At 44.4% G+C, this 21,818-nt stretch carries 21 protein-coding genes; 13 read left to right on the top strand and 8 right to left on the bottom strand.

Annotated elements, in window-relative coordinates; genetic code table 11:
* Nucleotides 1-206: 206 nt before the first annotated feature.
* The 3 genes from coaBC to slmA all read left to right on the top strand — a co-directional run bounded on the left by coaBC (nucleotide 207) and on the right by slmA (nucleotide 2,709).
* Nucleotides 207-1,421, top strand: coding sequence for a bifunctional phosphopantothenoylcysteine decarboxylase/phosphopantothenate--cysteine ligase CoaBC (gene coaBC / locus CTN01_RS10870; RefSeq protein WP_045149856.1), 1,215 nt, complete (start codon nucleotides 207-209; stop codon nucleotides 1,419-1,421).
* Between the two features lie 8 nt (nucleotides 1,422-1,429).
* Nucleotides 1,430-1,885: a dUTP diphosphatase gene (gene dut, locus CTN01_RS10865; protein WP_045083821.1), complete on the top strand. Its 456-nt coding sequence runs from the start codon at nucleotides 1,430-1,432 to the stop codon at nucleotides 1,883-1,885.
* Between the two features lie 233 nt (nucleotides 1,886-2,118).
* Complete coding sequence (gene slmA, locus CTN01_RS10860) at nucleotides 2,119-2,709, top strand: nucleoid occlusion factor SlmA (protein WP_005371955.1); 591 nt, start codon at nucleotides 2,119-2,121, stop codon at nucleotides 2,707-2,709.
* A 76-nt stretch (nucleotides 2,710-2,785) separates the two neighbouring features.
* Here slmA and pyrE read toward each other — a convergent pair whose 3' ends face one another.
* Complete coding sequence (gene pyrE, locus CTN01_RS10855; protein WP_045149853.1) at nucleotides 2,786-3,427, bottom strand: orotate phosphoribosyltransferase; 642 nt, start codon at nucleotides 3,425-3,427, stop codon at nucleotides 2,786-2,788.
* Nucleotides 3,428-3,572: 145 nt separating this feature from the next.
* Complete coding sequence (rph, locus tag CTN01_RS10850) at nucleotides 3,573-4,289, bottom strand: ribonuclease PH (RefSeq protein ID WP_045149852.1); 717 nt, start codon at nucleotides 4,287-4,289, stop codon at nucleotides 3,573-3,575.
* A gap of 228 nt (nucleotides 4,290-4,517) precedes the next feature.
* On the opposite strand from rph, the gene CTN01_RS10845 reads away from it, so the two are divergent.
* From CTN01_RS10845 to recG, 6 genes are all read left to right on the top strand, one after another.
* Nucleotides 4,518-5,381 carry a YicC/YloC family endoribonuclease gene (locus CTN01_RS10845; protein WP_005371958.1) on the top strand — a complete coding sequence of 288 codons (864 nt, stop codon included), beginning with the start codon at nucleotides 4,518-4,520 and terminating at the stop codon, nucleotides 5,379-5,381.
* 201 nt (nucleotides 5,382-5,582) lie between these two features.
* Complete coding sequence (gmk, locus tag CTN01_RS10840; protein ID WP_005371959.1) at nucleotides 5,583-6,209, top strand: guanylate kinase; 627 nt, start codon at nucleotides 5,583-5,585, stop codon at nucleotides 6,207-6,209.
* A 51-nt stretch (nucleotides 6,210-6,260) separates the two neighbouring features.
* Nucleotides 6,261-6,536 (top strand): DNA-directed RNA polymerase subunit omega, encoded by a 276-nt coding sequence (gene rpoZ / locus CTN01_RS10835; RefSeq protein WP_005371960.1) that lies wholly within the window; start codon nucleotides 6,261-6,263, stop codon nucleotides 6,534-6,536.
* A gap of 17 nt (nucleotides 6,537-6,553) precedes the next feature.
* Complete coding sequence (gene spoT / locus CTN01_RS10830) at nucleotides 6,554-8,656, top strand: bifunctional GTP diphosphokinase/guanosine-3',5'-bis pyrophosphate 3'-pyrophosphohydrolase (RefSeq protein ID WP_005371961.1); 2,103 nt, start codon at nucleotides 6,554-6,556, stop codon at nucleotides 8,654-8,656.
* Nucleotides 8,657-8,774: 118 nt separating this feature from the next.
* Nucleotides 8,775-9,500, top strand: a complete 726-nt coding sequence (gene trmH / locus CTN01_RS10825; RefSeq protein ID WP_045083816.1) for a tRNA (guanosine(18)-2'-O)-methyltransferase TrmH — start codon at nucleotides 8,775-8,777, stop codon at nucleotides 9,498-9,500.
* Nucleotides 9,500-11,581 carry an ATP-dependent DNA helicase RecG gene (gene recG, locus CTN01_RS10820; RefSeq protein WP_045149850.1) on the top strand — a complete coding sequence of 694 codons (2,082 nt, stop codon included), beginning with the start codon at nucleotides 9,500-9,502 and terminating at the stop codon, nucleotides 11,579-11,581. The genes trmH and recG overlap by 1 nt, the downstream gene beginning before the upstream one ends.
* Nucleotides 11,582-11,652: 71 nt before the next feature.
* On the opposite strand, the gene envZ is transcribed toward recG, so the two are convergent.
* Nucleotides 11,653-12,984: a two-component system sensor histidine kinase EnvZ gene (gene envZ, locus CTN01_RS10815; RefSeq protein ID WP_045149849.1), complete on the bottom strand. Its 1,332-nt coding sequence runs from the start codon at nucleotides 12,982-12,984 to the stop codon at nucleotides 11,653-11,655.
* A 3-nt stretch (nucleotides 12,985-12,987) separates the two neighbouring features.
* On the bottom strand, nucleotides 12,988-13,707 hold the full coding sequence (ompR, locus tag CTN01_RS10810) for an osmolarity response regulator transcription factor OmpR (protein ID WP_005371969.1): 720 nt from the start codon (nucleotides 13,705-13,707) through the stop codon (nucleotides 12,988-12,990).
* A gap of 363 nt (nucleotides 13,708-14,070) precedes the next feature.
* On the opposite strand from ompR, the gene greB reads away from it, so the two are divergent.
* Nucleotides 14,071-14,553 carry a transcription elongation factor GreB gene (gene greB / locus CTN01_RS10805; RefSeq protein ID WP_005371970.1) on the top strand — a complete coding sequence of 161 codons (483 nt, stop codon included), beginning with the start codon at nucleotides 14,071-14,073 and terminating at the stop codon, nucleotides 14,551-14,553.
* 163 nt (nucleotides 14,554-14,716) lie between these two features.
* Nucleotides 14,717-17,041, top strand: coding sequence for a Tex family protein (locus tag CTN01_RS10800; protein WP_045130337.1), 2,325 nt, complete (start codon nucleotides 14,717-14,719; stop codon nucleotides 17,039-17,041).
* Nucleotides 17,042-17,107: 66 nt separating this feature from the next.
* Here CTN01_RS10800 and CTN01_RS10795 read toward each other — a convergent pair whose 3' ends face one another.
* Together CTN01_RS10795 and bioH are read right to left on the bottom strand one after the other, a co-directional pair.
* A complete protein-coding gene (locus CTN01_RS10795; protein WP_045130336.1) occupies nucleotides 17,108-17,566 on the bottom strand; it encodes a hypothetical protein in 459 nt (152 codons plus the stop codon).
* A gap of 71 nt (nucleotides 17,567-17,637) precedes the next feature.
* Complete coding sequence (gene bioH, locus CTN01_RS10790) at nucleotides 17,638-18,420, bottom strand: pimeloyl-ACP methyl ester esterase BioH (RefSeq protein WP_045130335.1); 783 nt, start codon at nucleotides 18,418-18,420, stop codon at nucleotides 17,638-17,640.
* A gap of 35 nt (nucleotides 18,421-18,455) precedes the next feature.
* Between bioH and CTN01_RS10785 the strand changes: the two genes are divergently transcribed.
* Both CTN01_RS10785 and nfuA read left to right on the top strand, forming a co-directional pair.
* Complete coding sequence (locus CTN01_RS10785; protein ID WP_045130334.1) at nucleotides 18,456-19,163, top strand: ComFC family protein; 708 nt, start codon at nucleotides 18,456-18,458, stop codon at nucleotides 19,161-19,163.
* 142 nt (nucleotides 19,164-19,305) lie between these two features.
* On the top strand, nucleotides 19,306-19,884 hold the full coding sequence (nfuA, locus tag CTN01_RS10780; protein WP_005371977.1) for a Fe-S biogenesis protein NfuA: 579 nt from the start codon (nucleotides 19,306-19,308) through the stop codon (nucleotides 19,882-19,884).
* A gap of 72 nt (nucleotides 19,885-19,956) precedes the next feature.
* On the opposite strand, the gene CTN01_RS10775 is transcribed toward nfuA, so the two are convergent.
* Together CTN01_RS10775 and dinF are read right to left on the bottom strand one after the other, a co-directional pair.
* Nucleotides 19,957-20,340, bottom strand: a complete 384-nt coding sequence (locus CTN01_RS10775) for a 3D domain-containing protein (protein ID WP_005371978.1) — start codon at nucleotides 20,338-20,340, stop codon at nucleotides 19,957-19,959.
* A 113-nt stretch (nucleotides 20,341-20,453) separates the two neighbouring features.
* Nucleotides 20,454-21,791, bottom strand: coding sequence for an MATE family efflux transporter DinF (gene dinF, locus CTN01_RS10770; RefSeq protein WP_107342160.1), 1,338 nt, complete (start codon nucleotides 21,789-21,791; stop codon nucleotides 20,454-20,456).
* Between the last annotated feature and the right edge of the window lie 27 nt (nucleotides 21,792-21,818).

Genomic DNA, 21,818 nt, shown 5'->3' with positions numbered 1-21,818 from the left:
AGAACAGTCGACACCATTAGCACAACCTAACAAGATGCTTTTTTAGAAAACAGTCACAGCGAAAAAGTAATCAATAAAATATTCAGTACTCAAAATGCGAGGCACACAACTTTCCATTCAATTCAGAGTTGATCCGAATCGATGATCAAAAATTACTTTGGTGGTATCTTGTTGCCAATTTATAAGCCCAAGACACAGGCAGACGAATGCAAACACTGGCAGGAAAAAAAATTCTTCTCGGCATTAGCGGCGGTATCGCTGCTTACAAATGTGCAGAGCTCACCCGACGACTTATTGAACGTGGGGCGCAAGTGCGCATTGTCATGACCACAGCTGCAAAAGAGTTTATAACCCCACTCACCATGCAAGCCGTGTCAGGCCATCCCATTTCAGATAGCTTGCTAGATCCTTCCGCAGAAGCGTCCATGGGTCATATTGAATTAGCTAAATGGGCAGATTTAGTTCTCTTAGCACCTGCTACAGCGGATCTGATTGCACGAATGAGTGCAGGGATGGGCAATGACTTACTGACAACGCTTTGTCTCGCAACCGATGCACCAATCGCTGTTAGCCCTGCGATGAATCAGCAAATGTACCGCAATATCGCAACACAAGAGAATATTGCCACCTTACAACGTCGCGGCTGCCGTATTTGGGGACCAGCAAGTGGTGAGCAAGCCTGCGGTGATGTAGGCCCTGGTCGTATGCTAGAACCCATGCAACTAGTACATTGCTGCGAAGACTTTTTTCAGCCACAAGACCTTAGTGGTCTAAACATTGTGGTAACAGCAGGTCCTACACGAGAAGCGATTGATCCAGTACGTTATTTAAGTAACTACAGCTCAGGAAAAATGGGCTATGCCATTGCTCAAGCTGCAGCTAAGCGTGGTGCAAACGTCACCCTAATCAGTGGCCCAGTAAATTTAACCACACCTGATGGTGTAACGCGTATTAATGTCAGTAGTGCCCAAGAGATGCACCAAGCGGCACTTGAACATGCCGTTAATCACCACATTTTTATTGCTTGTGCTGCCGTTGCAGATTTCCGTCCAGCTCATCTCGCAACTCAAAAGATGAAAAAGCAAGACGGCAATGATGACATGGTGATTCAGTTAGTGAAGAACCCAGATATTGTTGCCAGCGTAGCAGCCTTAACAGAAAACCGTCCATTTACGGTCGGGTTTGCTGCAGAGACACAAGATGTTGAGCAATATGCACGTGGTAAACTGGCAAAGAAAAACCTTGATATGATTTGTGCCAACGATGTGTCGGTACAAGACCAAGGCTTTAATAGTGATAACAACGCGCTACACCTTTACTGGTCTAACGGTGATAAAGCACTACCTCTTGCTGCCAAATCAGAGCTTGGGCTGCAATTAGTCAATGAAATTATTAATCTTTACCAACAAGCGAAACAATAGAGCGAAATATGAATAGTATTGATCTGAAAATTCTTGACCCACGCGTCGGCAATGAATTCCCACTTCCAGCGTATGCAACCGAAGGTTCTGCTGGTTTAGATTTACGCGCTTGTTTAGATGAAGCATTAACCGTCGCACCGGGTGAGACTCATCTTGTACCAACAGGCCTTGCGATCCATATTGGCGATTCAAATCTTGCGGCAACCATCCTGCCTCGCTCAGGCCTTGGCCATAAACACGGTATAGTTTTGGGAAATCTTGTTGGCCTTATTGATTCTGATTACCAAGGTCAATTAATGGTGTCGGTGTGGAACCGAGGTGAAACCACATTTACTATTGAGCCGGGTGATCGTATTGCTCAGCTGGTTTTCTTACCTGTGGTACAAGCGCAGTTTAATATTGTTGATGATTTCGATAGCACAGATCGTGGCGAAGGTGGTTTTGGTCATTCAGGCCGTAGCTAGTCGCTATTAATGTTAAAAAAGCGTGATCTAATTAGCCTTGTATTATCAATTTTGATGATAAAATAAAGGCAACATATTAAAGCAAAGCGCAACCTCTTCAGCTTGCGCTTTTTTTGCGAATAAAAATACGTACATTTCGATTGCGCTACTTTTCACAACGCCAAGGCATCGCTAAGATAGGCGGGTTTCATACTGTCCATGGACAGTCTCATTTTGTAAAGGAAAGATAATTCATGGCAGGCACCAAAAAGAACAATCGCCGCGAGGAAATACTTCAGTGCTTAGCGCATATGCTGGAGTCTAACCAAGGCAGTCAACGCATCACGACCAAAATGCTAGCCGCGAATGTTGGAGTTTCAGAAGCTGCACTCTACCGCCACTTCCCAAGCAAAGCGCGTATGTTTGAAGGGTTAATTGAATTTATTGAAGATTCAATTACCACGCGTATTAACCGCATTTTAGATGATGAAAAAGATACACTGAACCGCTTACGTATGGTGATGCAGTTCATCCTCATGTTTGCTGAGCGTAACCCTGGTTTAACTCGTATCATGACTGGCCATGCTCTGATGTTTGAACAAGATCGTCTTCAATCTCGTATTAATCAACTGTTCGAACGTGTTGAATCGCAACTTCGCCAGATCTTAAAAGAGCGTAAAATTCGTGAAGGTAAAGGCTTTCCTGTTGATGAGTCAGTTTTAGCAGCACAACTTCTAGGTCAAGTAGAAGGCAGTTTAAACCGCTACGTTCGCTCTAACTTCAAATACAAGCCAACGGCAAACTTTGATGAGTACTGGGAGCTATTAAGTGCGCAATTAGGATAATACTTAGTTGACGGGCACAAAAAAGCGAGAGCCTCTGCCCTCGCTTTTTTATTATCTATTTTTTCTTAAGCTGTATTTATACACCATACTCAGCACGGTACGCTTTTACCGCTTCAAGATGTTGTTCCATGCCTGCTTGCTCAGAAAGGTAGGTCACCACATCGCCTAGCGAGACAATTGAAATAACCGCACAACCAAAGTCACGTTCAACTTCTTGAATCGCAGATAATTCACTTTGGCCTTTTTCTTGACGATCAATCGCCACTAAAACGCCAGCTAAATCTGCGCCATTCGCTTTAATGATTTCCATTGACTCACGAATCGCCGTACCTGCCGTGATCACATCATCAACCAACATAATACGACCGTCTAGTGCGCTGCCGACTAAGTTGCCACCTTCACCGTGATTTTTTGCTTCTTTACGGTTGAAACAGTATGGCGTATCTACATCATGGTGATCAGCTAGGGCAACTGCCGTTGTTGTTGCAATCGGGATCCCTTTATAAGCTGGGCCAAACAACACATCAAATTCAATCTTGGCATCAACTAAAGCTTCAGCATAAAAACGACCAAGACGTGCTAAATCACGACCGGTATTAAATAAGCCAGCATTAAAGAAGTACGGACTCTTACGACCTGACTTCAATGTGAACTCACCAAATTTTAATACACCTTTCTCTAGGGCAAATTCAATAAACTGACGCTGATATGCTTTCATTGTGTCTCCTTAAACTACTTCTCTGTGTTTTAACAATGTACCTGTTACCTAACACTCTCAGGTAACAACTAAAACCAACAAGTACTCCACTTGATATTCAGTTTTAGCTAAAAAAAAAGCGGTTCCCAATAGGAACCGCTTAATATCAATTTTCTAACGCTTGCTTCTGCATCGAAATAATATCGGTTATACCGTCTTTCGCCAGAGCCAGCATTGCCAGTAATTCTTCATGGCTAAAGGCTTCACCCTCGGCAGTACCTTGGATTTCAATCATCTTGCCTTCTTCTGTCATCACCACATTCATGTCGGTTTCAGCAGCAGAATCTTCAAGATATTCAAGATCGCAAATAGGTTCGCCTTTATAGATACCCACAGATACCGCAGCTACCATACCTTTCAGTGGGCTTTTCTTAATCATGCCTTTCTCTAGCATGTAATTAACTGCATCAACTAGTGCCACCATCGCACCAGTAATAGATGCGGTACGTGTACCACCATCAGCCTGAATAACATCACAGTCAACGGTGATCATCTGCTCGCCTAATACGTTTAAATCAACCGCAGCACGCAAGCTACGTGCGATAAGACGTTGGATTTCCATCGTACGTCCACCTTGCTTGCCACTCGCAGCTTCACGACGATTACGAGTATGCGTAGCACGAGGTAACATGCCATATTCAGCTGTCACCCAGCCTTGGCCTTTGCCTTTTAACCAGCGCGGAACATTTTCTTCTACACTCGCGGTACAAATAACCTTGGTATTACCAAACTCAACCAGTACTGAACCTTCAGCATGGGCTGTATATTGGCGAGTAATAGTGATTGGACGAACTTGAGTCGCACTTCTTCCGCTTGGACGCATCGGGATTTCCCTTTGGCTGGATGATATTAACCGGCGATTATAGCGATAACTCAATCTCAGTGCACGAGAAAACGATAACGTAAGCTGACAAACAGTAGCCCCTTGAGGCCAATATCGCATATAATCTCAACACCCGGTAACGACGCATCCTGTTATGAATAATTAAGACTTATCGTGGGTAACGGTAAGTTAGTCGTCGCACCATTCTCAACTAAAAGGCCACAAGCCATGATCCATAGTATGACTGCTTATGCCCGTCGCGAAATTAAAGGCGATTGGGGTACTGCTGTGTGGGAGATCCGCTCAGTTAATCAACGTTATCTTGAAACCTACATTCGTATGCCTGAGCAATTTCGTAGCTTAGAGCCAGTACTACGTGAGCGTTTCCGTAAACGTCTTGCTCGCGGTAAAGTGGAATGTAATCTACGTTTTGAAGCCAATATTGCCGCAAACACAGAGCTAACTATTAATGAAGCGTTAGCAAAGCAAGTTATTACCGCTGCTAAATGGGTAAAAGAAACCGCAGGTGAAGGTAATATCGGTCCATTCCAAGTCCTTAATTGGCCTGGTGTGATGGAAGCGCCAGAGCAAGATTTAGATGCGATTAACAAAGATCTACTGACGGGTTTTGAACTCGCTATGGATGACTTCATTGCTGCACGTGCAAGCGAAGGCGATAACATGAAACAGCTTATCGACCAACGCTTGGATGCTATTTCGGTTGAAGCGACCAAAGTACGCACTATGATGCCAGAAATCATCAACTGGCAACGTGAGCGCATTATGTCTCGCCTTGAAGAAGCAAAAGTTGATCTTGATGCTAACCGCATTGAACAAGAGCTGATCATGCTCGCTCAAAAGAGTGATGTCGCAGAAGAGCTTGATCGCCTTGATTCTCATGTAAAAGAAACCCAAAAAATCATCGCAAAAGGTGGCGCATGTGGCCGTCGTTTAGACTTCATGATGCAAGAGTTCAACCGTGAATCTAACACCCTCGCATCAAAATCAATCAACACTGAAGTCACAGCTTCTGCAGTTGAACTTAAGGTATTGATTGAACAAATGCGCGAACAAATCCAGAATATCGAATAACTCGATAATCGCTCAATCAAGGAAGTCATGGCTTCCTTGATTGTTGTTGATTAGCTGCTGCAATTATGAAAAACGCATTAAAGCCAACTAGGCTTAAGCTATATCGCACAAAAAGATGAATTTTCCAGCAATTAGCTAATTTCAATTATGCGCAGATCATGATAATCTTCGCGCCCTTCTATCACTGAGTGAAAATAGGCAATGAGCAAAGGTACTCTATACATCGTGTCGGCCCCAAGCGGTGCTGGTAAATCAAGTCTGATTAATGCACTTCTTGAAACAAACCCGACCTATGACATGAAAGTATCCGTGTCCCACACAACTCGTGGCATGCGTCCGGGTGAAGAACACGGTGTTCATTACAATTTCGTTAGCGTAGAAGAATTTACTGACTTGGTAGAACAAGGTGCATTCCTTGAACATGCAGAAGTATTCGGCAACTACTATGGCACTTCACGCCCATGGATCGAAGAGCAATTAAATAAAGGAATTGATGTATTCCTTGATATCGACTGGCAAGGTGCGCGTCAAATTCGCACACAAATGCCTGCGGCTAAGAGCTTATTCATCCTTCCTCCTTCAAAAGAGGAATTAGAGCGTCGTCTGAATACGCGCGGTCAAGATAGCGAAGCTGTTATTGAGCGTCGTATGCAAGAAGCTCGTTCAGAGATCTCACACTACGATGAGTATGATTATGTTATCGTAAATGATGATTTTGATGTCGCTTTAATCGATTTTAAAGCAATTATTCGTGCTGAACGATTGAAGCAAGACAAACAAGCTGCTAAATATAAGAGCATGTTGTCTGCACTACTAGCAGATCAGTAAGTTATTTTGTACAATTTTCTATTCCTAATTTAATAACCACTGGAGTCCTCCATGGCACGCGTAACCGTTCAAGACGCTGTTGATAAAATTGGCAACCGTTTCGATCTGATCCAAATTGCTGCTCGCCGCGCACGTCAAATGCAAACAGGCGGTAAGGATCCATTGGTTCCTGAAGAAAACGACAAGTACACAGTAATTGCACTTCGTGAAATCGAAGAAGGCCTAATTACTAAAGATATCCTTGATGCTCGTGAGCGTCAGGAACTGCAAGAGCAAGAAGCTGCTGAATTAGCAGCAGTTAGTGCTATTGCTGGCGACCACCGTTAATCAGGGAACCGGGCGAATTGTATCTTTTTGATAGCCTGAAAGAAGTCGCAATCGAGTACCTGCCAGAGCCTCAGCTAGAGGCTCTTCGGCAGGCTTTCCTCGTTGCTCGCGACGCACACGAAGGGCAAACTCGCTCCACTGGCGAGCCTTATATTATCCACCCCGTTGCGGTTGCTCGCATCTTGGCGGAAATGCGTCTCGATATTGAAACGCTCATGGCGGCATTGCTTCATGACGTTATCGAAGATACCGAGGTCACGAAAGAAGATCTCGCTAGCCGTTTTGGCGACACTGTCGCAGAATTGGTCGATGGCGTATCGAAACTCGATAAATTAAAGTTTCGCGATCGAAAAGAAGCACAAGCTGAAAACTTCCGCAAAATGATCATGGCAATGGCTCATGATATTCGCGTAATTTTGATTAAGCTGGCTGACCGTACCCACAATATGCGAACACTCGGCGCACTTCGCCCCGATAAACGTCGTCGTATTGCCCGCGAAACTCTTGAAATATTCTCTCCTCTTGCCCACCGTCTGGGTATCCATAACATCAAATCTGAACTTGAAGAGCTTGGCTTTGAAGCGTTATACCCAAATCGCTACCGTGTATTAAAGCAAGTGGTAGCTGCTGCGCGTGGTAACCGTAAAGAGATGATCAATAAAATTCACGCTGAAATTGAGGGGCGCCTCAGTGATGCGGGAATTCACGCTACCGTATTAGGTCGTGAGAAAAACTTGTTCTCTATCTATAACAAGATGAAGAACAAAGAGCAGCGCTTCCACTCCATCATGGATATCTATGCTTTCCGTGTACTTGTGAGTGATTTAGATACCTGCTACCGCGTATTAGGACAAGTACATAACTTGTACAAGCCGCGTCCTAGCCGCATGAAAGACTACATTGCGATCCCGAAAGCCAATGGCTATCAATCGCTGCATACCTCGCTTGTTGGCCCTCATGGTGTTCCCGTTGAAGTACAGATTCGTACTGAAGACATGGATCAAATGGCAGACAAAGGCGTCGCAGCGCACTGGACCTACAAAGATGGCGAAAGCTCAGGTACCACCGCGCAAGTTAAAGCCCAACGTTGGATGCAAAGCTTGCTTGAACTTCAACAAAGTGCAGGTAGCTCATTTGAATTTATTGAAAATGTAAAATCGGATCTTTTCCCTGACGAGATTTACGTTTTCACCCCGAAAGGCCGTATTGTTGAGTTGCCTGTTGGTGCAACTGCGGTGGATTTCGCTTACGCCGTTCATACTGATGTCGGCAATGCATGTGTTGGCTCTCGCGTTGATCGTCAACCTTATCCACTAAGTAAACCACTTAAAAATGGTCAGACGGTTGATATTATCAGTGCTCCTGGCGCTAGACCTAACGCAGCATGGCTTAACTACGTGGTGACTTCCCGTGCCCGTACTAAAATCCGTCAAGTGCTGAAAACCATGCGTCGTGATGAATCGATTACTTTAGGTCGTCGCTTGCTAAACCATGCACTTGGTGGCACTAATATCGATAGTATTGCTAGTGAAAATATCACCAAAGTATTGTCTGATCTCAAACTTAGCTCAATGGATGATCTTCTCGCTGAAATTGGTTTAGGTGAAGTGATGAGTGTCGTCATTGCTCGTCGTTTATTAGGCAATGTCGATGAACTCACACCAAAAGAAAGTGATCGTCGCTTACCGATTCAAGGCGCTGATGGCATTTTATTAACCTTTGCTAACTGCTGTCATCCGATCCATGGCGATCCGATCATTGCCCATGTTAGTCCCGGTAAAGGCTTAGTGATCCACCGTGAAGAATGTGCCAATGTCCGTAGTCATCGTAAAGAGCCGGATAAGTACATGGCGGTAGAATGGAGTGAAGACTTCGATCAGGAATTTGTTACCAGTTTGAAAGTCGACATGCAAAACCACCAAGGTGCGTTAGCCGATCTCACCAACACTATTGCTGCGACAGGCTCGAATATTCAAGGCTTAGCGACGGAAGAAAAAGATGGTCGTTTATACACCATCACCGTTAAGTTAACCACACGTAGCCGTATTCATTTAGCCAACATTATGCGTCGAATTCGTATTATGCCAAATGTCGTACGTGTCGCGCGCCAGAAAAACTAAGCGATAAGATACGCTATATTTTTCATCATAAAAACGCCCTTTATTGGGCGTTTTGTGTATTTGGCAATAAAGCCTTATTATCATTAACCTATCTCATTTTTTTCATTAGGTAACATCCATGACCCCAGATCGTTTTCAACGTATCCACCAAGTATTGGCAACGCGTCAGCCCGATCTGACGGTATGTATGGAAGAAGTCCACAAACCAAATAATGTCTCAGCGATAATCCGCACTGCTGATGCTGTCGGTGTACATAAAGTCCATGCCGTTTGGCCCAAAGAAGGGATGAAAGTCTTAAGCCATACTTCAGCTGGTGCGCGTAACTGGGTTGAATTAGATACCCATGATTCTATGGTTGAAGCCGTGCAAGCATTAAAAAATCAAGGCATGCAGGTACTAGCTACAAACCTATCTGATACTGCGATTGATTTTCGTGATGTTGATTACACCAAGCCAACAGCGATTATTTTAGGCGGAGAGAAAAACGGGATCACAGCTGAAGCGCTAGCGATGGCGGATCAAGATATCATCATTCCAATGGTCGGCATGGTGCAGTCATTAAATGTGTCAGTCGCAAGCGCGTTGATTTTGTACGAAGCACAACGCCAACGTCAAAATGCGGGTATGTATGAGCGTGAAAAAACCTTACTGCCAGATGAAGTCGTTAACCGAATCCTATTTGAACGCGGGCATCCTGTACTTGCCAAAGTCGCACAACAAAAAGGCTTACCTTACCCACAATTAGATGATGAAGGTCAGATTGTCGCTGATGAAGCATGGTGGGCAGCTATGCAAGCGAAGAAAGTAAAAAAACGCCAACCCGTAATGGAGAATAACGAGTAATGAGCGGACAACTCCTCAATACCATTTCGCTAGCTGAACTGTCTGGCGTTGGAGCAAAAATGGCAGAGAAACTAGAAAAGATTGGGCTCCATAATGTCCAAGACTTACTGTTTCACTTACCATTGCGCTATGAGGATCGCACTCGTATTTGGCCTATCAATCGAGCCATGCCGGGGCAACACTTAACAGTTCAAGGTGAAGTCCACCATACCAGCATTACTTTTGGTAAACGTAAAATGCTGGCAGTAAAAATTGGAGACGGCACTGGCTCTGTCACGCTACGCTTTTTTAATTTCAATGCGGCAATGAAAAATAGCTTTGCTGAAGGAAAACAAGTTAAGGCTTACGGCGAAATCAAAGGCAGTAAATTCGGGCTTGAGATCATTCATCCGGATTACCGTATTTTCTCAGAGCCGACCGAGCTTAGTGTTGAAGAAACCTTAACACCAGTCTATCCAACCACTGATGGCTTACGTCAACTAACCCTGCGTAACCTAACCGACCAAGCGCTCAACTTGCTAGATAAGGCAGCGGTGACAGAACTACTGCCAGAAGGTTTATACGACCGTCAAATGACGCTTGCGCAGGCATTACGTGCGATGCATCGTCCAACACCTGATATCTCATTAGATCAATTAGAAGCAGGTAAGCATCCTGCTCAACACCGATTAATTTTAGAAGAGTTGTTGGCGCAAAATTTATCGATGCTGGCACTACGTAGTAAGGGACAACAACATAGTGCTTGGCCACTTGCCGCGAAAGATTCATTAAAGCAGCAACTGCTCGATAGTCTTCCGTTCTCTCCAACGAGTGCTCAACAACGTGTTGTCGCTGACATTGAAGCCGATCTTATCAAGCCGCAGCCTATGATGCGTTTAGTTCAAGGTGATGTTGGCTCAGGTAAAACCTTAGTTGCCGCTCTTGCCGCCCTACGTGCCATTGAACATGGCTTTCAAGTCGCCTTAATGGCACCAACAGAGTTACTGGCAGAACAGCATGCCATCAACTTTGCCAACTGGCTTAATCCAATGGGGATTCAGGTTGGCTGGATGGCAGGTAAGCTGAAAGGCAAAGCGCGCGAAACTGAACTTGCCCGTATTGCTAGCGGTGAAGTAAAGATGGTGGTCGGCACTCATGCTTTATTCCAAGACCACGTTAAATTTGAAAATTTAGCGCTCGTCATTATCGATGAACAACACCGATTTGGTGTCCATCAGCGTTTAGAGCTACGAGAGAAAGGCGCCAATGAAGGTCGCTACCCACACCAGTTAGTCATGACAGCAACCCCCATTCCACGCACTCTTGCTATGACAGCTTACGCCGATATGGATACCTCGGTCATTGATGAACTGCCACCCGGCCGAACACCGATCCAAACCGTTGCCTTACCCGATGCCCGCCGCCCTGAAATTATCGAGCGTATTCGATCGGCTTGCGTTAATGAAGGACGCCAAGCCTATTGGGTATGTACCTTGATTGATGAATCTGAAGTGTTAGAAGCCCAAGCCGCCTCAGATACTGCCGATGAACTGACTGGCTTACTGCCTGATTTAAAAATTGGCTTAGTACACGGGCGAATGAAAGCCGCAGAAAAACAAGCGGTGATGGCAAGCTTCAAAGCTGGCGAGCTGGATTTGTTAGTAGCCACAACCGTGATTGAAGTCGGGGTGGATGTGCCTAATGCCAGTTTAATGGTGATTGAAAACCCTGAACGATTAGGCTTAGCGCAGCTCCACCAGCTACGTGGCCGTGTCGGTCGAGGAAAGGTTGCGAGTCACTGTGTATTGCTTTATCACGCCCCCCTATCTAAAACCGCGCAAAAGCGTTTAGGGGTATTACGTGAAAGCAGTGATGGTTTCGTGATCGCCCAGCGAGATTTAGAAATTCGTGGTCCGGGTGAATTACTGGGTACTAAACAAACCGGTATTGCTGAATTTAAAGTCGCCGATCTGATCCGTGACCAATACCTTATCCCACAAGTGCAGAAGCTGGCTCGCTATATTCATGACAGTTACCCCGATAACGCCAAAGCAATCATTGATCGTTGGCTAGGACAACGAGAAAACTACTCAAACGCTTAGTTATTGGTAAAGTACAAATACAACAAAGCCCACATTACCGAGCGGTAATATGGGCTTTTTTATTTGCTGACTTACTTCATTTTATGTAGTGGTAACGTTACTTCAACACGTAAACCACCTTCGCTGCGGTTACGTACTAAAATAACACCATCATGCTGATCAACAATACGCTTCACAATCGCAAGTCCTAATCCTGTCCCTTCCGCTTCACTACCGCGAGCTGAATCACCACGCGTAAGGGGTTGGAACATCTTATTGACCTGATCAGGCGCAATACCCGGACCATCATCTTCAACACAAAACCATACAGATTTACGATCAGCAGAAGCCCCACTCGATATCTTCACCCAGCCTTTACCGTAGCGTTGTGCGTTCACCACAAGGTTTGCGACAGCACGTTTAAGCGCAACCGCATTAGCGGAAACCGTTCCAGGGATCTCACCGAGTTGCTGATCAATAGTTTTACCGTAACTGCCTTCAGTATGCGCAACATCAATCAGCAAGGTATTCAGATCAAGATCTTCTTCTTCCTGCTTTTTAGTCGATTTTAGATAATCCATAAACTGACTAATGATCGCGTTACACTCTTCCGTATCAGTGATCATCGATTCCGCTAAATAACTATCTTCAGGTGACATCATTTCTGTAGCCAGACGAATACGGGTTAATGGCGTACGTAAGTCATGGCTGACACCTGCCATTAACAGCGCGCGATCTTCTTCTAGCTGTTTAATACCCTGTGACATCTGATTAAAGGCTTTGGTTACCGAACGAATTTCAGAAGCGCCTTGCTCAGGCAGTTGTGGTGGCGTTTCACCACGGCCCACCATAAGTGCGGCCTGTTCCAACTCCATTAATGGACGGTTTTGGATCCGAATGAATAACCAGCCGCCAGCAATCACAAGAAAGGCAATGATCAGGCTATAACGAAATAGCGGCGCAAAGTCTTCTTCTTGCAGTTCCGATAACGGGACTCGCATTAAGAAATTCGGCATCGCATCTGTTTTTAGCCACAGTACATAACTGTCAGCACCGAGCAATAAACGAACATCGGTTGGCGAACCAAGATCTTTGGTCATCTGCTCACTGAGATAACCAATATGCATAGCATCATGGAAAGGTTTTGCTGCGTCACTATCAGGTGCGACTAAGGTTAGACCTAACTCTTCTAATAGTTTGCGACGAAGAGGACGGTCAAGATGTACACATTGATCATCCGGCATCGCCAATTCATCGTTAAGCATCAATTTTACTTCATAAGATAAGATGCGGTTGAATTGCTGAATGCTGGGTAATAAGGCGTAATTAACTATGGTCAGATACGAAAAAATCTGGCTTGCGATAAGCAAGCCAGCTAATAGGATTAACGTTCGACCAAATGTGCTTTTTGGCGATAAACGCATGGCTTACGCCTCGCGGCCATCAGGAACGAAGACATAACCTAAACCCCACACTGTTTGGATATAACGTGGACGGCTTGGATCTTCTTCAACCATACGACGTAAACGTGAGATTTGTACGTCGATAGAACGTTCCATTGCTGAATATTCACGACCACGCGCCATATTCATCAACTTATCACGTGACATCGGCTCACGAGCATTAGTAACCAATGCTTTTAATACCGCAAACTCACCAGACGTTAATGGCATAGGAACATCGCCACGGAACATTTCACGCGTGCCTAAGTTTAAACGGAATTCACCGAACTCAATCATCTTGCTATCAACACTCGGTGCGCCCGGTGCTTCAATTGTTTGACGACGTAGTACCGCACGAATACGCGCTAACAGCTCTCGTGGGTTAAACGGTTTAGGCAGGTAATCATCAGCGCCCACTTCAAGACCCACAATGCGATCAACCTCATCACCTTTTGCTGTTAGCATCAAAATAGGTAACATGTTATTGGCATTACGTAAGCGACGACAAATTGATAAGCCATCTTCACCCGGTAGCATTAAATCTAACACCATTAGATGAAACGTTTCGCGGGCTAATAGACGATCCATTTGTTCGCCATTTGCCACACTTCGAACCTGAAATCCTTGCTCAGATAAATAACGTTCTAATAGCGCACGTAAGCGCATGTCATCATCAACAACCAGAATTTTGTAATTTTCTTGCATAATCCACCTTCAGCGGTCGAGGTCTTGAGCTTTTGCCGTAGTGTACGTCAGCTCACTAAACAGACTCAGAATTTCCTGCGTTTTTTTCAGGCAAATATGTAACAGAGTATGTATATTCGTTTTATGCGCCAGATAAGCGCCTGAGTCAATTAAGTAATTATAAAATAGCTAAAATGAAGTGAAAACTAGGGTTGCAGTCTATTTGATCTTGGTGAAAAGACACCTGTTCCCTGTCATATCTCATCTTTATTTCTACATAATTTGAAACTTACCGCGACAATTTATTATTGCGCTTATTGACCCATCCGTCTAAGCGTTAGATCATCGCCCATTCCTCGTTCACGTCATGTTATAAGGATAGATATGAGAACCAACCTAGTGACGCGTGAAGGTTACAATAAATTAAAAAAAGAACTTGATTTCCTATGGCGTGAAGATCGTCCTGAAGTGACCAAAAAAGTCACTTGGGCTGCCAGTCTGGGTGATAGATCGGAAAATGCCGACTACCAATACAATAAAAAACGCTTGCGTGAAATTGACCGTCGCGTCCGCTTTCTACGTAAGCGCTTAGATGTATTAAAGGTGATTGATTACTCCCCGCAACAAGATGGTAAAGTCTTCTTTGGTGCTTGGGTGGAAATTGAAAATGAAGCGGGAGAAACAAAGACCTTTCGTATCGTTGGCCCTGATGAAATTTACGGCAGAAACGACTATATCTCGATTGATTCCCCTATGGCGCGGGCATTACTTAGTAAAGAAGTCGATGACGATATTGTCGTTACCACTCCGCTTGGTAAAAAAGAGTGGTTTATCAATGAAATCAGCTACGACACCAACATTGAGTAATTAAATCATCATTACTGCATACGATAGAAGCCGTTCGTTATGTGCGCGGCTTCTTTTCCGATCTTTTTTCTGCTCACTGACACACTCTTAACATCGGTAAACTTGCTACCCTCATCGGGAGACGTAGAATGTAAGCTTAACGATAAACAAGAGATACCTACGGATGAGCAACTCTATTAATCAGCTGATTGCCAGCGAACTGAATGTTCGAAATGAACAAATCAATGCAGCAGTCACACTGCTCGATGATGGTAACACCGTGCCTTTTATTGCCCGTTACCGTAAAGAAGTCACTGGCGGCTTGGATGATACCCAACTTCGTAATTTAGAATCACGTTTAGGCTACTTACGTGAGCTCGATGATCGTCGTCAGGTCATTTTAAAATCGATTACCGAGCAAGGTAAATTGACCCCTGCGCTAGAGGCTGAAATCAAGACAGCAGACAGTAAGACTCGTCTTGAAGATCTTTACTTGCCTTACAAGCCTAAGCGCCGCACTAAAGGTCAAATTGCCATTGAAGCCGGTATTGAGCCTTTAGCCGATCTGCTTTGGAGCCAACCAGACAACACGCCAGAGCAAACAGCTGAACAATTTTTAAATCCAGAGCAAGGCTTTGCTGATACCAAAGCGGTACTGGATGGCGCTCGCGCAATTTTAATGGAGCGCTTTGCTGAAGATGCAACCTTGCTTGATAAAATCCGTCGCCAGTTAAACAGTCAAGCAGAGCTGACTTCTCGCCTTGTCGATGGCAAAGAGCACGATGGTGCGAAATTTAAAGATTACTTTGAATATAACGAGCCATTAAAAACTATTCCATCTCACCGCGCACTCGCGCTATTTCGTGGTCGTAATGAAGGCTTCCTACAATTAGCATTAAATGCTGATCCCAACCAAGATGAAGGCGTTCGAGGCTCTTACTGTGAAGTAATTATTGCCGATCACTACGGCGTAAAACTGGGCACAGCACCTGCTGATGCATGGCGTAAACAAGTAATAAGTTGGGCATGGCGCATTAAGATTTTAATGCACATGGAAACCGAACTGATGAGTGCCCTGCGTGAAAAAGCCGAAGATGGCGCGATGCAAGTGTTTGCCGACAATCTTAAAGATTTGCTAATGGCAGCGCCTGCCGGTCCTCGCGTCACACTCGCACTTGATCCTGGTTTACGTACAGGGAGTAAGATTGCAGTGGTTGATGAAACCGGCAAGTTACTCGATACAGCCACCATCTACCCGCACCAACCCCACAACAAAATTGCAGAATCAAGCAAAGTCGTTTTAGCCTTGATCAACAAGCATAACGTTAGCTTAATTGCGATTGGTAATGGTACTGCTTCACGTGAAACAGATGCGTTTGTTGCCAAGCTACTTAAAGATAATAATCTAAAAGTACAGAGCGTAATGGTGAGTGAAGCCGGTGCATCGGTATACTCTGCATCAGAGCTTGCTGCAAATGAATTCCCAAACCTAGATGTTTCTATCCGTGGCGCGGTGTCTATTGGTCGTCGTCTGCAAGACCCATTGGCAGAGTTAGTGAAAATTGATCCGAAATCTATCGGTGTGGGTCAATACCAACACGATGTTAGCCAAAGTATGTTAGCGAAACGCCTCGATGCCGTAGTTGAGGACTGTGTAAACGCCGTGGGTGTAGATGTCAATACCGCATCTGCTGCACTACTGACGCGCGTGGCAGGTTTGAACGCTACCATCGCACAAAACATCGTGAATTACCGTGATGAAAATGGTCGCTTTGATGCGCGTACAGCCCTGAAAAAAGTCGGACGTTTAGGGCCAAAAGCCTTTGAGCAGTGTGCTGGATTCTTACGTATCATGAATGGCAAAAACCCACTTGATAGCTCTGCAGTTCACCCAGAGTCTTATGCGGTAGTTAAAGCTATTTCGGCTGCTAATAATAAACCGGTTGATGCGATCATTGGTAACACAGACTTCCTACGTAGCTTAAAAGCCGCTGACTACACCGATGCAGACTTCGGTTTACCAACGGTAACCGACATCATTAGCGAGCTGGATAAACCTGGTCGAGATCCTCGTCCAGAGTTTAAAACAGCCACCTTTGCTGAAGGCGTTAATGAAGTCAAAGATCTGCTCCCTGGCATGGTATTAGAAGGCGTGATCACTAACGTGACTAACTTCGGTGCTTTTGTTGATGTTGGCGTACACCAAGATGGTTTAGTCCATATCTCCGCCCTGTCTGATAAATTCGTTTCAGATCCGCGCGAAGTGGTAAAAGCGGGTGATATCGTCAAAGTGAAAGTGATGGAAGTGGATTTACAGCGTAAGCGTATTGGTATGTCGATGCGTTTATCTGACGAGCCAGGGCAAGAAAAACCGACTCGTCAACCTCGCGATAATTCAGTACGTCCTGCACGAAGTCAGCCACAAAGCCAACCTCGTCAACGTGATAACGGTAATGCCGCAATGGGCGGTGCGTTTGCAGCAGCCTTTGCTAATGCTAAGAAAAAATAAGCTAACGTCTTATTCATGAACGAAAAAGCCAGACATGATGTCTGGCTTTGTTTTATCAAGTAGAAATTAAATCACTTGTAGATATTCTGTTGGCGGGTTTGGCACACTGGCTTGTGCATACTTAAATGCCACCACCCCTTTAGTCCGCTCGTTTTGATTTATTTTATCTAATTGCTCAAGTAATTCTCGCGGTAATTTAATGTGCATGCTGTAACCCAGCGCACTGTCTTTCTCAAGGTAATTACTGGCAGATAAAAGATCAACAAGACGAGAAATATCCTCTTGATAACCTTTTAAAGTTTCATCATCTTGCTTATCGTAATCAGGATGTTCACTCGGATCCCAACTTGGCTTTTTTAGCTGTTTCTCTTCACTGGTGATTGGCTTTTCATCTGCCGCCGCATTACTTTCAGTTAACGGGACAATTTTTTCTCGCACTCGGTTATCCCGCGCAACTTGATCGGTTGGCGGATTGACCGTTGTAGCTAATGGCACGCCACCAGCTTGTAGAGGAGAAATATTCATACCGAAAGCAAATTCACCATATGCAAAGTAAACAAACCCAAGTGGTTACTATTTAATCATAACGGTAATTTTTAAGATACAACAGCATCTTCAGAAATAAACTGCCGAACTGCAGCGATAAATTCATCAGGATGTGAAATAAACGGTGCATGAGATGCAGACTGAAAAACATAACTCAATGACTGTGGGCAGAGCTCGGTAATCGCGGCTTCTGTTTTAACTGGCACCAAGCCATCTAAGCGACCATACATTCTCAGCCAAGGTTGAGTGAGCGATGACAGTTCTGCTCGCTGATCGACAGTTTCAAGTAACGTTAGCCCCAGTGCCAAAGCTGAAGGTTGTGGCGTCGGCCGTTCAAGTACGGCTTGCTTTAAATTCTTAATATCCTGTCGCGCTGTCGGACTGCCCATCGCTTGTAACGCTAAGAATCGCTCTACCGTTAAGTTAAAATCAGAGGCTAGCTGTAATTGAAAATTCCTGAGTACATCAGGTTTGATCCCTCGCCATTCTTCTCGCGCCATAAAACTTGGCGAACTGGCTAAAGTCATTAATTGTGTTACACGCTCAGGTGCAAGTAATGCCGCTTGCGTTGCCACTAGCCCCCCCAGTGACCAACCTAACCACGCTGCTTTCTGAGGGGCTCGCGCTAATACCGCTTGCGTGATCTCGACCAATGACTCTGCGGTAACATCACCGCTATAACCGTAACCCGGTAAGTCACACCAATGCACAGTAAAATGCTCTGCGAGGGCTGGGATCACATCTTGCCATACCGCACCGTTCATTCCCCAGCCATGAATGAGAACCAGATCCGAGCCTTGACCTTTACTGTGCCAATCAAGCATTACCGCCATTACACTTCCTTATTCGGTTTTTTGAGGTTTTGTTTATGATGCCAAAAAACACAACGGCTTGGCTATCGCACACCTGCCGTAAACTATTATTTCGCCACTGTAGCTTATGTCAGTTACCACTCGAACCCAATGATGATTATTGGTGTCATTATTGTCTTTCTCAATTTCCATCCCCGCCTTACTGTCAACGATGTGGTACAACGACTTTAAACTCTGAACAATATTGTGGGCACTGTTTGACGACTCCGCCACCTTGGCAGCGGCTGTATCGTTTAGGTGAGTACCAACCGCCTCTACAGCAACTAGTTAGCCAATTTAAATTTGGGAAAAAGTTTTGGCTTGCAAAACCATTAGCCAAACAATTAGCAAAACAAATTACCGTCCCCGCCCCTTTATTACTTCCTGTTCCATTGCACCGCTGGCGTTATTGGCAACGTGGATTTAACCAAAGTCATTACTTAGCGTTAGCCTTAGCTCGTGAACTTAATACCCAAGTAGATCACAAGATATTGGTGAGAACCCGACATACTCAAGCACAAAAATCTCTTACCAAAAAACAACGTAAAACTAATTTAGCCAATGCGTTTACTATTAAAGAATGTGCGCTTCCGCAACATGTAGCCTTAGTTGATGATGTCGTTACAACAGGAACAACCGTGGCATTATTAACCCAAAAACTTCACCGACGAGGCGTAAAGCGCGTTGATATAATTACGATTTGTCATACGGAAAAACCCGTATAGTCATCACTTATAACAAAAAAGTCGCGCATTATGATGTAAAACATGATGAAATTAAAAATGCTAAGATTAGGGATGATAGAACGTCTCTCTAAGAGTAGAATAGAGAAAACTCACTAAATAGGTCAGGTATTACGTCGTGTCAATGATCACTATTACTGAAAGCGCTCAGCAGCACTTCGGCAAGCTTCTTGCCCAGCAGCCTGAGGGTACTAATATCCGTGTTTTTGTTGTTAACCCAGGCACTCAAAGTGCTGAGTGTGGTGTATCCTACTGCCCACCTGAAGCGGTTGAAGCAAGCGACACAGAAATCAAACTGGAGCTATTTTCTGCTTTTCTTGATGAGCTAAGCCTGCCATTTTTAGAAGATGCTGAAATTGATTTTGTTACTGACAAAATGGGCTCACAACTTACACTTAAAGCACCGAATGCAAAAGTGCGTAAAGTGTCTGATGATGCACCATTAATGGAGCGTGTTGATTACGTTATCCAAACCCAAGTTAACCCACAACTTGCTGGTCACGGTGGTCACGTTTCTTTATCAGAAATCACTGAAGATGGCGTTGCTATCTTACAATTCGGTGGTGGCTGTAATGGTTGTTCAATGGTTGATGTCACACTAAAAGAAGGCATCGAAAAAGAACTACTCGCACAGTTTGAAGGTGAGCTAACTGGCGTTCGTGATATTACCGATCACGCACGTGGTGAGCATTCATACTACTAATTTTTAGTGTGAACGGAAATCAAAAAGCCGCATATGATATGCGGCTTTTTCGTTTTGAAACAAAGATGCTCGTTATAATACGGTGAGAGTGACTTTCTTTCGTCCCCAGCGTTTCGCGGCACGAATATCTTTCCCCATGTAAATATCAATCTTATTACGCCAACGGTGGTGCATTTTATCTAGCACAACATATTCACCGGGCAAACCTGATATTTTCACCTTTACACCTCGTTTTAATCCTTTTTTCAACAAATCCCGTGAAACGGCAATTGCTTTCATCCCTGGTTTTAACTTATCTCCCCATGCAGCAATGCTAGGGTTTGAGTTTGTCTGCGCCCTAACAGAATTATACGCTGTCGCTGTCACATGCATTTTTTGAGGCTTAGCAGCAAAGCTATTTACGCTAAACACTAATGCAATAGTCAGTAAGAAATAAGCAAGAATATTCTTTTTCATATCCAACACCCGGCTAAAAAGTGCTCGCATTTTAACCAAAAGAACATCAGGTTTAATAGCTTTTTTTGCTTAAAATTAATACAAAATGTGTATTTTAAATCTAACTTACTGTTTTAATGCAGGAGATAAGAAAATATTTTTTTCCACTGGTAACCAAAAATAACCGCTAAAGTCACACCGCGTAATGCCATAAAACCTAACATCGCCGCCCATAATGCATGGTTACCATAGCTATCCATTAACCACCAGATGGCAAAAAAACCACAGGTTGCAACAAACATACTATTACGCATTACTCGCCCTTGCGTTGCGCCAACAAAGACACCATCCAGTAAAAAGCACCACATCGCGACTAATGGTACTGCGGCAAGCCACGGCAAATAAATATCAGCTTCAGCTTGAACCGCTGGAATATCGGAGATCAAACTAACAATGCGCTCACCACCTAAAGAAAATGCCAATGTAAGAGCGACAGATATTATAAAACTCCAAAATGTAGTGTTAATTAGATAACGTCCTAACTGATCGCGATTATTCGCACCAACGGCTTTTCCTACTAATGCTTCCATCGCATAGGCAAAACCGTCCATGGCATAAGACACCAACATTAAAAAGCTCATTAAAACAGCATTTGCCGCGACTACGTTATCGCCTAGTGTTGCACCTTGGAAAGTCATAAACGTAAACGTAGCTTGTAAACACAAGCTACGTAAAAAAATATCTCGGTTTAATTTAAGTAGTCGTCCCATACCATGTCGCGCAGCCATAATTTTATCTTTTAACGGCGGCAAACCTAGCGCTAACCATTGACGAGAAACAAACCATAACCCTAATAACATGCCACTATAATCCGCTAATACCGACGCAGAAGCGGCACCTTGAACTTTCCAGCCAAAGCCCAAAACAAACAGAACGTCCAATAAAATATTAACGAGGTTAGTAACAATCAAAAGCCACATTGGCAACTTGGCATTTTGCGCTCCAAGTAACCAGCCCATGATCACAAAGTTTGCTAAAGCAGCAGGCGCTCCCCAAATACGGATTGAAAAGTATTGCTCTGCGTAAACTTTCACTTCATTGCTAGCATCACTGAAATGAAAAATAGCACTGCTGACAGGTTGATGTAAGGCAATAAGAATAAACGCGAGTAACCATGCCAATGCGATACCTTGAACAAAAATAGCCGCTTGCCCATGTTTATCTTCTCGACCAAAAGCTTGTGCGGTAATACCTGTGGTTGCCATGCGTAAGAAACCCAACAACCAGAATGTAACGTTGATCATAGTACCGCCAACAGCAACGCCACCGAGATACCATGACTTATCAAGATGTCCGATCACAGCAGCATCCACCAACCCGAGCAACGGTACTGTAATGTTTGAAAGTACCATCGGCAGGGCTAATGCAAACACCTGATAATGTAATGATTTGTCTTTTAATGCTGCTAGCACGAACTACCTCTGCCGCGATAATGTTGG

The organism is Photobacterium angustum (assembly GCF_003026365.1).
Taxonomy (GTDB): domain Bacteria; phylum Pseudomonadota; class Gammaproteobacteria; order Enterobacterales; family Vibrionaceae; genus Photobacterium; species Photobacterium angustum.
Note: the sequence above shows the minus strand (reverse complement) of the source record. Positions and strands in the feature narration are given on the sequence as shown.